Annotated in this window: 7 protein-coding genes; 5 read left to right on the forward strand and 2 right to left on the reverse strand. The window is 43.1% G+C overall.

Translation table 11 applies throughout. From position 1 onward, the window contains the following. Position 1: 1 nt before the first annotated feature. The 3 genes from AC1DFM_RS24570 to AC1DFM_RS24580 are packed head-to-tail and all read left to right on the forward strand — an operon-like array spanning position 2 to position 4,496. On the forward strand, positions 2-2,215 hold the full coding sequence (locus AC1DFM_RS24570; protein ID WP_477079418.1) for a peptidase domain-containing ABC transporter: 2,214 nt from the start codon (positions 2-4) through the stop codon (positions 2,213-2,215). A 12-nt stretch (positions 2,216-2,227) separates the two neighbouring features. Further along, positions 2,228-3,571, forward strand: coding sequence for an HlyD family secretion protein (locus AC1DFM_RS24575; RefSeq protein WP_477079419.1), 1,344 nt, complete (start codon positions 2,228-2,230; stop codon positions 3,569-3,571). A 13-nt stretch (positions 3,572-3,584) separates the two neighbouring features. Continuing rightward, a complete protein-coding gene (locus AC1DFM_RS24580) occupies positions 3,585-4,496 on the forward strand; it encodes a glycosyltransferase family 2 protein (RefSeq protein WP_477079420.1) in 912 nt (303 codons plus the stop codon). A 3-nt stretch (positions 4,497-4,499) separates the two neighbouring features. Here the strand turns inward: AC1DFM_RS24580 and AC1DFM_RS24585 are convergent, their stop codons facing one another. Next, entirely contained in the window at positions 4,500-5,372 is an 873-nt protein-coding gene (locus AC1DFM_RS24585; protein ID WP_477079421.1) for a beta-1,6-N-acetylglucosaminyltransferase, read from the reverse strand. A 239-nt stretch (positions 5,373-5,611) separates the two neighbouring features. Here AC1DFM_RS24585 and AC1DFM_RS24590 point away from each other — a divergent pair, with 239 nt between their 5' ends. Next, on the forward strand, positions 5,612-8,818 hold the full coding sequence (locus AC1DFM_RS24590; protein WP_477079422.1) for a reprolysin-like metallopeptidase: 3,207 nt from the start codon (positions 5,612-5,614) through the stop codon (positions 8,816-8,818). A 288-nt stretch (positions 8,819-9,106) separates the two neighbouring features. Here AC1DFM_RS24590 and AC1DFM_RS24595 read toward each other — a convergent pair whose 3' ends face one another. Continuing rightward, positions 9,107-9,535 (reverse strand): nuclear transport factor 2 family protein, encoded by a 429-nt coding sequence (locus AC1DFM_RS24595; RefSeq protein ID WP_477079423.1) that lies wholly within the window; start codon positions 9,533-9,535, stop codon positions 9,107-9,109. A 513-nt stretch (positions 9,536-10,048) separates the two neighbouring features. On the opposite strand from AC1DFM_RS24595, the gene AC1DFM_RS24600 reads away from it, so the two are divergent. Next, complete coding sequence (locus tag AC1DFM_RS24600; RefSeq protein ID WP_477079424.1) at positions 10,049-13,900, forward strand: hybrid sensor histidine kinase/response regulator transcription factor; 3,852 nt, start codon at positions 10,049-10,051, stop codon at positions 13,898-13,900. Positions 13,901-13,903: the final 3 nt, after the last annotated feature.

Below are 13,903 nucleotides of genomic sequence, written 5' to 3' on the forward strand. Positions count from 1 at the left end.
TATGGGCAGGTTTTATTATTACAGGCAACTCAATGCCATGGATTGTGGTCCCACCTGCTTGCGCATGGTGGCGAAGTACTATGGCAGGCATTACAATGCAGACACGCTGCGACAAATGGCAGGTTTCAACAAAACCGGTGTTTCATTATTAGGCATCAGTGATACCGCAGAAAAAATCGGCTTCAGAACCAGAGGAACGAGAATTACTTTGCAACAGCTGGAGGAAGTACCGCATCCCTGTATACTACACTGGAACCAGAACCATTTTGTGGTGCTGACAAAGATCAGCAGGGCCGGTGTAAAAATTGCTGATCCTAATAAGGGACTTCTTTTATATACTCCCGCTGAATTCCTGAAACACTGGACTGCCGCCGAAAATGAAACGGGCAATGCTAAGGGCATCACATTGCTGCTGGAGCCTACTAATGCCTTCTACCAACAGGAAGGCGAAAAAGAAAATAAGTTGAGATGGTCACTGCTATTACAATACCTGAAACCAGTCAGATGGCAGACCATACAGATATTCATTGCCTTGATAATTACATCACTGCTGCAACTGATATTTCCCTTCTTAACGCAAAGTATTTTTGATACGGGTATCAATACACAGAACCTCCAATATGTGGTGATTGTGCTGATAGCACAATTGATGCTCACCTTCAGTCAAACGATCGTTGAATTCATCCGAAGCAGGTTGTTACTGAGAGTATCCAATATTATTAACCTGCAGATACTTTCTGACTTTTGGCTGAAATTGACACGACTACCGGTTTCGTATTTTGATATACATCGTACGGGTGATACCCTACAACGGATCGGAGATCACAAGCAGATACAGGATTTTCTCACCGGCACGGCATTAAACACACTTTTCTCTGTATTCACTTTTATTATCTACGCCATTGTTCTGATCATATACAATATAGAACTGTTCTTTGTTTTTTGTGGAGGTAGTATCCTATACTTTGTGTGGGTGCAGCTGTTCCTGAAATTCAGGAGAAAAATAAATTATCAGACCTTCCATCTGGCAGCTAAAGAAAATAATGCTGCCCTGCAGCTGATACAAGGCATGCAGGAGATCAGGCTTAATAATGCCGGGAAACAAAAACGCTGGGAATGGGAAAACATACAAGCCAATCTTTTCAACCTGAACTTTAAAAGCCTTAACTATAGCCAGGTACAGTCTGCCGGCGCTACTTTCATCAACCAGGTACAAAGTATTACCATCAGTTTCATTGTAGCCAAACTGGTGATGGATGGAAAGCTCACCTTTGGCGCCATGCTCGCTGTACAGTATATAATCGGGCAGCTGAACGGCCCGGTACAACAATGGGTTGGTTTTGTGCAGCGCTTCCAGGATGCAAAAATAAGTATGGAACGCCTGAACGAAATTCATCAGATGGAGGATGAAGAAGATACCAGAAAAAATTACATCAAACAACTCCCTGAAAAAAAGAATATCTGGCTGAACAATCTTTCATTCACCTATCCCGGCACAGGGAATGAGCCAGTACTGGAGAATATCGACCTGATGATCCCCGGGCATAAGATCACCGCCATTGTTGGTACCAGTGGTAGTGGAAAGACCACGCTGGTAAAGCTCCTGTTAAAAGTATATGATCAATACGAAGGTGAAATCAGGATAGGTGCCTCAAAAATGGATAACAAAGATGGATTAAAATTCGGAGTAATCGATCATCAGTACTGGAGAAGCAGGTGTGGTGCTGTACTGCAGGATGGGTATATCTTTAATGACACTATCGCCCGCAACATTGCCGTAGGGGAAGACGACATCGACTATCAGAAACTTGTACACAGCTGCCGGATCGCTAATATTCATTCATTCATAGAAGCTTTGCCCAATGCCTATCAAACCGAACTGGGCTCCGAAGGTACCGGCCTGAGTCAGGGACAGAAACAGCGTATACTGATCGCCAGAGCAGTGTATAAAGATCCTGAGTATTTATTCTTTGATGAGGCAACTAATGCGCTGGATGCCAATAATGAGAAAGAAATTGTGGGAAACCTGGAGAAATTCTTCAGAGGTAAAACGGTAGTAGTGGTGGCACATCGCCTAAGCACTGTTAAAGGCGCAGATAAAATTGTGGTCATTGATCATGGTAAAATTGTAGAAGAAGGAACACACGAAGAACTCAGCGCGTTGAAAGGAAAGTACTATGAACTGGTAAAAAATCAACTGGAACTGGGTAATTAAAAATTAACCGTTATGAGTGAACCAATAACTGAAAGCATTGAAGCGTCTCCTCATAAAAAAGAAGAGATACTAACGGGGCAAGGTTTTACCGGCAGATCGGAAGTAATACAGGAAATACTCAGCAGAAAGCCCAGCTTTATTGAGCAGTGGTCATTGCTGGTATTTTTGGGGCTGATCTTACTGTTGATTGCAGGAACATGGTTTGTAAAATATCCCGATATCGTTGAGGGGCAAGCTACCTTAACCGGTGAAAACTCACCGAAAGAAATCATTCCACAACAAACCGGTAAATTGATCGCCTTATTTGCAAAGAATAACCAAAATGTGAAAGAAGGGGAAGTATTGGGATGGCTGGAAAGCAGTGCTGATATGAAGGAAGTAATTGACCTGTCAGAGAAGCTGACAAAAGCGATGAACACTTCCGGAAAAGAAAATCCCCGGTCCATCTCCGGTTTATTTAGCCAGCGGTATATTCGCCTCGGAGAACTGCAGGCTAGCTATCAAACCTTTATTACAGCCTGGCAACAGTATAATGACTACCTCGTAAATGGCTTCTATTCCAGGAAGCGGGACATGCTCAACAGTGATATCATTTCATTAAACAAGATTATAGCGCAAACTTCCGCACAGAAAGGGCTGACACAGAAAGACAATGAACTGGCACAAAAAAGCTTTGAAATGAATGAAATGCTTTTCAGGGAAAAGGTAATTTCCGCTGAGGAATACCGCCAGGCAAAAAGAAAATTGCTTGACAATGAAAAGGCAATACCACAGGCAGATGTATCCATTATTTCCCGGCAAGATCAGATCAGGGATAAGCATAAGGAAATAGATCAACTAGACCATGATTTCCTACAACAGCAAACATTATTTGAACAAGCGTTATACACCTTAAAAAGCAATGTGGACGACTGGTTAAGGAAATTTACCTTACAAGCGCCTACAGATGGACAAGTCATATTTATACTCCCCTTGCAACAAAAGCAATACATCACCAAAGATAAACTGCTGGGATATGTGAACCCTACAGACAGCAAATTATTTGCGGAAGTGAGGCTATCCCAGCGCAACTTCGGTAAGCTCAGTACCGGTATGAGGGTACAGTTAAGATTTGAAGCTTATCCTTACCAGGAGGTTGGTTATGTTGGAGGAAGACTGGATTACATTTCAAAAGTTGCATTTGAGAATGAGTTTATAGGCACGGTACGGCTGGACAAAGGGCTCACCACCAACCAGGGCATCACCCTGCAATATAAGAACGGATTGAAAGCACAGGCTATTATTATTACGAAAGATATGAGGCTATTGGAAAGGCTGTACTACACGACCATGAAAATGGGAACAATCACCAAATAAATACGTCCAGGCAATGCTTCCCCGAATATCCGTTATACTACCAGTGTTCAATGCCGGGCAGTTTATTGAAGAAAGCATAGACTCTTTATTGGCCCAAACTTTCGGTGATTTTGAGCTGCTTATCATCAATGACGGAGCTACCGACAACACTAAAGAAATTATTCTTTCAAAAACAGACAAACGAATAGTTTATATCGAAAATGAAAGGAACCTGGGCCTTATTAAAACGCTGAACAAGGGCTTGTATTTCTCGAAGGGAGCATTTATTGCAAGAATGGATGCTGATGATGTTGCTTACCTCCAGCGCCTGGAAAAACAGGTAACGCACATGGAAAATGATGTAACGGTGGATGTATTGGGTACAGGAATTACTATGCTTGATACCCTTCAGCATGTAATACTCCCCTATTCAGCGGCACAGCATAAACTGTACCTCCTATCCAGGAATACGATTGCGCATCCTACAGTTATGATCAGAAGGAAGTCAATACAACAACAGCATCTTTATTACGACAAGGATGCCTTGTATGCGGAAGACTATAAATTATGGACAGACTGCAGTATCAGGGGTTTGAAAATAGAAAGCCTGGCAGAGCCCCTGCTCTATTACAGGAGCCATGCGAACCAGATCAGCTCTACCAGAGAGCTCCAGCAATACAAAACAACCGTGCTCATAAAGCTTTACTATGCCATGCATTATTTCCCGGAGCTGGTACGTAATAATGAAGAACTGTACATTGACCTGATATGTGGGAACAAACATACCCCCTATCCCCCTGAGGACACAGCACTCCTGGCTGACAGGCTGATTGCACAGAACAACAAAGACTGTTTTTTTGATAAGAAGGAGTTCCGTGGGCTTCTCAATGCCTCGTTGGATAATATCCTGAATAATGGCGCCAGGCAGCCCTCTCCTGCTGGCTGAAGTTTACTCAATAAGTCTTTCATCAATCCCTGATAGCAAAGAAGCGCTTTTAATGCTATCAAATTTCCTGGCAAATAAAGCATCCGGCATCTGCATTATTGCAGGAAAATCATCGATAGTTAATGTTCTGGGGAAATCCGGTCCGCTTTCAAAGTCGATATACCGGCAATTGGTGCCAGTAACCTTTGTTGCATACGGGGAGTTCATGATGATAGTTGGTATCAGCAATTCATCTGCCAGCAAAGTATGTTTAAAGAAATTTAGAATGTCGGGATTTTCTTCCAGATATTTATAAATGTATTTCGCGGGAGCATTCGGCAAGGTAAACCATAAAGAGCCTCCATAAGGTTGCAGGTTTGCCGGGAATACCCGCTTACTGTTTTCCCTTTCCTGCTGGCGGGCGAAGCGCATACTTTCTGCTAGTCCCAGCTGATCAACCAACCAATAGTATTCGATCCTGTCGCGGCCGGCGTTCCCACCCCAATGCATACTCGGAATAGGGAATACATCCATAAATATAGATTGCTTTTCCACATGGCCTTGCAGAAATTCATTGATCTGCCGGTTATTTTTCAAAGGATAGTCCTGTCCGCTCAATAAGGAAATATAATCATAATAATCATCTTCCACGCAGCTCTTTAACATGGTAATAATTGTTTCAATCAGCTTAAATCCGCCCCAGGTAATAGTATTCCTATCTTCGAAGAAACATATATTATCCGTATTATCGAGATCATTTTCAAAAGATTCCAGATTAAATTCAACCTTCTGATCGATGTGCAGGTAAAACGTGGTATTGGTATGATTCAGCTTATTTATCAGTCGTGCCAGATGTTGGAAATCGTAATAAGCTACTATTATATACGCGATCTTCATACAGGGTTACTATTTATTGTTCTTTTGTGAATGCTTATCGGCGATATCCAAGATAATTATAATTTCATAAATTATATTCCCAATCCTGGCCGCCTATTTAATCTTCAAATTTTCATTCATCCGATATTCTCTTCCCACAAATCCTGTGTGAGTATTGCAAACCAGTGCAATTAAAACCGCAGGGAGTTCAACTACATTTATAACGTTAACCATTTTGACAACTAAAATCTAAACTATCCATGAGAAAAGTCTTACTCTTCGCAACAGCATTGCTGTGCAGTACTGTATCATTTGCACAGGATTACTGGAGGTCACACACAGATGGCGCCAGAATTACCACCGACAAAGGCGTAGCCCGGCTTGCATTTCCGATTAACTTCAAATTATTTGACCTTAATTTGACTCCTTTGAGGAATGAAATATTTAAATCTGTCGGTAATAAGTCGGTACATTCAACAATTATCTCTTTGCCCAATGCAGACGGACAAATTGAGCAATTCGAAATTATAGAAGCTTCCAATTTCGAACCTGCATTGCAGGCTCAGTTTCCGGAAATAAGGGCATTCTCAGGAAAAGGCATTACCGATAAATATGCCACATTGAAGTTGAGCATTTCTCCGCAGGGGATACAAACGATGGTCTTCCGTACAGGGAAGGAAAATGAATTTATTGAACCTTATTCTGCAGACCACACGGTATACACCGTATTCAAAAAACAACCGAAGACTTTGCCGTGGAAGTGTACTACTCCGGAACAACGATTGGCAGCAAGTATAGGTAAGCAGTTACCTAACGTCACCGCAAGGTCAACCGGCGATATGAAAACAATGCGGCTGGCTCAATCAGTTACTGCCGAATACTCCAATTATTTTGGAGCCACCAGTGCTTCACAGGTTTCATTGGTGCTGGCGGCTGTCAATGCCACGCTTACCCGTTGTAATGGTGTTTATGAAAAGGACCTGGCCATCCATCTTAACCTGATCGCGGCAGCTCCCAATGTGTTTTATTATAATCCTGCAACAGATCCATATTCCGACGCCAGCTCGGGCGCAGGCGGAGCGTGGAACGGTGAGTTACAAAGTACCCTGACTTCTGTGATTGGTGCGGCGAATTATGATATTGGTCACCTCTTCGGTGCATCCGGCGGTGGCGGTAACGCCGGTTGCATAGGCTGTATTTGTGTCGACAATCAAAAAGGAAGCGGCTTTACTTCTCCTGCGGATAATATTCCACAGGGAGATAATTTCGATATCGATTATGTAGTGCATGAAGTAGGACACCAGTTAGGGGCTAACCATACTTTCTCCATGAGCAATGAAGGCACAGGTGTTAATGTGGAACCTGGTTCAGGTATTACTATTATGGGGTATGCCGGTATTACCAGCCAGGACATTGCACCACATTCTATTGATATTTATCACGCCGCCTCCATTGCACAAATCCAGTCTAATCTTTCCAGCAAGACTTGCCCAATAACTACCAGTATATCCAGCAATAACGCAACACCTGTTGCCAATGCCGGCGGTAATTTTACTATTCCTGTCAGTACCCCGTTTGTACTTACTGGTTCAGCTACTGATGCCAATKCCGGTGATGTACTGACTTATTGCTGGGAGCAAAATGATAATGCTTCCTCATCACAAACAGGAGCCAGTAGTGTGGCCAGTCCTACCAAAGCATCTGGTCCCAACTGGATATCATTTGCCMCTACCACCACACCAACAAGATACTTCCCCAAAATGGCGACCATTCTCGCAGGCGGATTAGTGTCTGGTCCGTTGCCAGGTGGTGATGCAGGAGCTAATACGGAAGCATTAAGTTCCGTTTCAAGAACATTGGGCTTCCGATTAACTGTAAGAGATAATGCCCCTTACAGTTCAACTGCGCCGGTAACTATCGGGCAGACCAATTTTGCGGATATGACAGTAACCGTTACCAGTTCATCAGGGCCTTTTTCTGTAACGGCTCCTAATACGGCTGTATCATGGGCCGGCAACTCATCACAAACGATCACATGGAGCGTTGCTAATACAACAGCGGCACCTGTTAGTTGCGCCAACGTAAAAATATCCATCTCTACAGATGGAGGCACTACATTCAGCACATTAGTGGCCAGCACACCTAATGACGGCAGTGAGGTAGTAACTATTCCTAATACTCCCACTACAACAGCAAGAATAAAGGTAGAAGCGGTAGGAAATATTTTCTTTGATATCTCCAATACCAACTTCACTATTACTTCCAGTTCATCCTGTGCCGCTCCTGCAGGTTTAATTGCTACAGCTATTACCACTACATCGGCTACTGTAGGATGGACAGCCGTAAGCGGCGCTGTATCATATAATGTAGATTATAAACCTACCTCTTCTTCTACGTGGATCAATGCCGCAACAGGAGCAACAGCTACTTCTTTGGGCTTAACAGGGCTTACAGCAGGAACTGCCTATGATTATAGAATAAGAACTAATTGCGCCGGTGACAGCAGCTCATATTCAGCTGCACAGTTTACTACCACAGGCACAGGCACTTGTAGTGCGCCCACTGGTTTAACCAGTTCCGCTGTAACCAGCACCGGGGCTACTCTTAGCTGGACAGCCGTAAGCGGTGCCCTGAATTATGATGTAGATTATAAACCTAATTCTTCCGGTACATGGATCAATGCCGTAACCGGCACTACTTCTATCTCTACTAATTTAAGCGGATTAACATCCGCCACATTATATGACTGGAGAGTGAGAACAAATTGTTCAGGCAGCGGCAGCAGTACATATACTACTGCACAGTTCACAACCTTAACTGCAACAGGCTGTTCAAATCCATTGGACAATTCAACCAATGGAACAATTTCGGGTGCCGCCACTATTCCATTTAATACTGATGTCACTGGTCTCATCAATCCGAGTGGAGATATTGATAATTATAAGTTTGTGATTACTACCCGCGGTACTATTACTATTACATTGGGCACATTGCCTGGCGATTACGACCTGAAACTGCTGAACAGTGCAGGTACACAGGTGGCTATTTCACAGGCAGGTGGCACCACCAGTGAAAGTATCTCCAGAACTGTTAATCCGGGTACCTATTATGCACAGGTGTATGGTTACAATGGAGCCAACAGTACTACCAATTGTTATACATTACGGGTACAATTAGGGACTGCCAGCCGCGGAAATGGTCTTATTACCAGCGAGGCACAAAAGGATGTGCAAAAAGTGGTGGTATATCCGAATCCTGCCAATAATATAGTCACCATTCAGCTTCCTGGTTTCAAAGGAAAATCAGATTTGAGTATGTTTGATGTGAATGGCCACGTGGTATTACAACGTGAAGTGACCGCGGTTAATACACAGCTTGATATCTCATCATTACCTCCAGGGGTTTATATAATAAGGATTAAGAATGGGGTAACGGAAGTGAATATGACGAAGATTATCAAACAATAAAGAGCACTCGATACCGAAAATACGGCGGACTCAATTGACTGGCGTAAAATGCAATACAGTATTGCATTTTACGCCAGTTTTTTTTAGCTCAGTCTAATGAATTTATTGCTAATCTGCGAAGCAGGGAACTACTTTTCCGAAACTAATCAATTATTGAATAATAACGTCTACCCGAAAAATTCTAAAGGAGTAAAACCCACTCTCCGACTTTGGAGCGGAAGCGCTAAAAGACAGGCTGTGATACAGTCTGTTATTATGAGACGCCCATTTGCTTTTGTTACTATATACTCAGGCCATTCTTTCCTGAATAGGTTTCAGCTGGTATGCTTTGTAAAAAAAGCGGTCTGCTTCATGCTGATCCGCTGCGAAATTCACGACTTCCATAATTTTGCCGTCCTGGATTTTCCACAGCAGACACCATAACATATCTACATTATTGCCGTCTTCCCGGTTGCTCCAGCCACGGTGGCAGTCAATCACGTAGTTGTCATTTACGCCCAATACAATAGGATCTGCCTTAAATCCGGATTCGCTTAGCTTTGAGAAGTAAGCAAGAACTTCTGTGATACCTACTTTGGTACCGCTCATTGGATGGTGCCCGGGAATCGTCCATTTAACGTCTTCTGCTACCACTTCTTTCATGGCTTCAGCGTCAAACTTGCTATAGGCTTCAAAAAATTTACCGATAATCTCGAGGTTAGGGTGTTGTTGGCTCATGGACAATGCTATTTTTTTTAATAATTAGTATAGGTGATCTCATAAAGATCAGATAAATACCATTTCCTTTTATATATATTTTGCTGAAGTTACAAAAAAGTAATATTGCAGACAGTGAAGCAGCGTGACGTCACTTAACATTGTTCAAACAAAATACAGAATGGCATTTAAGGCCAGTGACAATTAGCACCATTTAATCATTATGCTGCTAACCTCAACGCTCACCTTTCTATCGTTACTTATCTTTTCACACATTTACCACCAAAAACAAAAAAACCTTGTAGAATCATGGTCCGGCAAGTCAGCTATAAACATTATAAATATTTATAATATTGATATTCCGGTGAGAGAAATAAGCAGATCATCTGTTTGGCACTTGCCATTAATTGTCATATTAACAATTAATATTTGTTTTTTGGAAAGAAGTTCGTTTAATTTATAACGCACTTATTAATCGCGGGTATACTTTAATAGTATTACCTATTAAAAGTCCACGTTTTTAAAACTTATTAAATGAAAAGGGGAAGTCTGCTTGTTGCAGCAATGCTTTATGTAGCGGTTACTTTTGCTTCGCAGGTTAATTTTGTCAGTCTCAATAATACCTATGCCCTTGCCATCAGAGAAATGGCATCGGTATGCAAAGATGTGGATGGATTCATCTGGGCTTCATCCCGGATGGGGGTATTGCGGGTGGCAGAACCAGACTGCAGGATTTACCGTTTACCCTATGTTTCGGCGGATGTTATTTCTTTGAAACTAATGTATGGTGCCGGCATGCTGGTAGCCTATTCCAATAACGGTCAACTTTTCAGGTTCAATAAAAGGCTGGACAAATTTGAGCTGCTGATTGATCTTAGGGGGCCACTGAAAACCGGGCACCTTAGCGTCAATAATGCGGTAATAGACGAGGGCGGGGCTATCTGGGTGGCTTCGTCCATGGGATTACACAGATTTTATGATGGTAAGCTCCGGGCAATAGGCACGGAAGCCGACGAGATGTCGCGAGTGGCTATATCGGATAGCCATTTGCTCGCTGTAGTCCGCGGAAACGCACTATATACTATAGACAGGCGTACCTGTGAGCAGAAATACGTTTGTGGTAATATACCCAAAAACGTTTCGGCCCTGGTGTATGATAAAATTTCCAACAAGCTTTGGATCGGTACATTTTCAGATGGACTGATGTATTACGATTTTTCTGTAAAGAGTGCCGCTAAAAAGGTGAATATTGATTTGCCCCGGCAGCCGATTCTGGCAATTGCATTTAACACGGACGCTACAATGCTACTGGGAATGGACGGACAAGGTATCTGGGAGCTTTCAAGGTCGGGGGAAAAGATACTGCATCATTACAAGGAGGATATGAACGATCCTGAATCACTAAAAGGGAATGGGGTTTATGATATATTTTGTGATAGCAGCAGGATCTGGATCAGCACACTCACCGGAGGATTGTCTTACTTCGAACAGCATCCACCAGGCGCAGTACATATTGTGCATCAGATAAACAGCAAAAACTCTCTGGTAAATAATCATGTTAACAGCGTTTTACAGGATCATTTGGGCAATCTTTGGTTTGCTACTAACAATGGTATTTCCAGGTGGAACGAAAAGACCGATAAATGGCAGACCTTTTACGCAGATAGAAAAGAAGCGGTCGGTGCTTTCCTGGTACTGGCGGAAGATAGTACCGGTAAGATATGGGCGGGCACATACGGGGCAGGTGTATATGTACTTGATCCGGCTACCGGCAGGGAGCTGGCGCACTACGCAAACGAAAAAGGCAGTAACCGGCCTTTTAATAATTATGTATTTGATATTTATGTAGATAGTAACAAGGATATATGGTATGGTGGGGGCCTGGGTAATATTGTAAGATATGTCGCTGCTGAAAATAGCTTTAAAAAATATGACTATCAGCCTGTTTCTGCTTTCGCTGAGTTAAGCAATCATCAGCTGCTCATGGGATGTACCTATGGATTGGGGATCATGGACAAACATAATGGCGATAAACAGATTATTGTTGATGGGTTCCTGGTAAGCGATATTGTTTACTACAAAAACAAAGTATGGCTGGCCACTGCCGGAAACGGCGTACTGTCTTATGATATGGGCGATAAGTCGATACAGCATTTCAGCATGAATAATGGATTGCCGTCAGACTATGCCAACAGTATCATGGTAGCTGATTCGTTTATCTGGATAGGTACAGAAGGGGGCATCGCAAAATTAGACCCGCAGCGGCAGCAGGTACAGACATTTGCACATATTTCACCGATATACCGACTGGCTTGCAACAGGAATGCKTCTTCCATTCTGAAAGATGGTCGCATCATCATGGGCACCAATAACGGTGCAGTGTTGTTCCCGCCAGATATAACACAACCCAATGCCAGCAATGGCAGGATATTTCTGCAGGATCTTACAATTGCCGGCAGGTCCGTACATGACAGTCTTTCGCCACTAAGGGATATCGACCTCTCAAAATTAACCTCACTACAACTTAATTATTTACAGCACGACTTCTCATTTGAACTCGTGATACTGGACGCAGGTGTGTCCTGCTCCGCAATTGAATGGACGCTGGAAGGTTGGGACAAAGATTGGAATAAGTCTGGAGAAGGAAGGAAAATAAATTATAGTAATATTGCCCCTGGAGATTACAAATTAAAAATACATCTACTGGCCAATGGTGTAATTGTAGCAGAAAAAGTAATAGACCTCCGGATAATCCCCCCATTCTGGAAACGCTGGTGGTTTTATTCTGCCATTCTGCTGCTGTTGGTTACGGTGATGTACTTCGCCCTGCGATTATATACTGATAAACTGCAACGCAAACATACCGCAGATAAAATCCGCTTTTTTACCAACACGGCACATGAGATGAGAAACGCCCTCACACTGGTGAAGGCGCCAATAGAGGAACTTAAAAAAGAGATTTTTTCAGAGAAAGGTCACCAACACCTGCAACTGGCTACTGAGCAGATAAAAGAACTGACAAGGACTACTTCACGTTTACTCGACTTTCAAAAAGTAGATGCCGGCAAAGAAAAAGTCAATTTCAGCAGCGTGGATATTGTACTGCTAATTGCAGCCAGGAAAGCGCTGTTTGACGCCTGGGCCGCACAAGAAGAAATTGTTATCCGGTTTAATACGGATGTCAGACATTATACTTCAGCAGTAGATGTGCTGATGATGGAAAAAGTAGTCGATAACCTGATATCCAATGCCATAAAGTATGCGTACAGGAATAGTACTGTACTGCTCGTGTTTTCCGGCACCAAACAAAGCTGGGCACTGGAAGTAACAAACAAGGGAATAGGGATTGGCAGAAAAGCACAGCGTAGTATTTTTCGGGAATTCTATCGCAGCGAAAATGCAGTAAACGCCAGGATTACAGGTTCCGGTATCGGGTTGCTGCTTACCAAAAGTTATGTAAAATTGCATCGCGGAGAGATCTCTTTTGCCAGCCAGGAAAATGCGGGCGCATTATTCAAAATTGAAATCCCTTATGCTGAGATAGCTTCAGTAGAGGATCTGACGCCTCCACAGCAGGAATTAATGCATGAAATCGTCTCTGCCCCGTTATGGTCAGACGTGGATGCACCGGAACCTTTAAGCAAACTACGTGTATTCATCGCAGAGGATAATGAAAAATTACGGGCCTTCCTCCTTACTGCCTTGCAAGCAGAATTCCAGGTATTCACCGCAAATAACGGACAGGAGGCATGGCCACTCATCCGGAAAGAGCTGCCGGACCTTGTAATTTCCGATATATTAATGCCCGAAATGAACGGCCATGAACTCTGCCGGCTCATAAAGGCTACATTCGAAACCTCACATATCCCATTGATCTTGTTGTCGGCACTCAATTCCCAAACCGACCAGCTTTATGGCCTCGGACTGGGCGCTGATGATTACCTGACCAAACCTTTCGATATACCGTTGCTGGTCCAGAAAATTAAAACCATCGTGCGTAACAGAACGGTCATCAGGGAAAAAGCCCTTCGCCTGATTCAACCTGAAAATAATATTCCCATCCTGCAAAATGAGCACAACGACAAATTCGTGAAACAGGCGGTAATGGTAGTCCGCGACAACCTCGCCAACGCGGCGTTTGGAAAAGAAGAGTTTGCCACTGCCATGTTCGTCAGCTCCTCCCTGCTCTATAAAAAATTAAAAAGCCTTACCGGACAGTCGCCGGTAGATTTCATCAAATCTATCCGACTTAACCACGCACTCGGGTTACTGCAGTCCAGAAAACATAGTGTGATGGACATAAGCGAATTGTGCGGTTTTTCCAGTGTCAGCTATTTCAGTACTTCTTTCAAGAAATTTTATGGAAAATCTCCCGCAGAGGTATAATTG

The organism is Chitinophaga sp. 05T412, assembly GCF_056396465.1.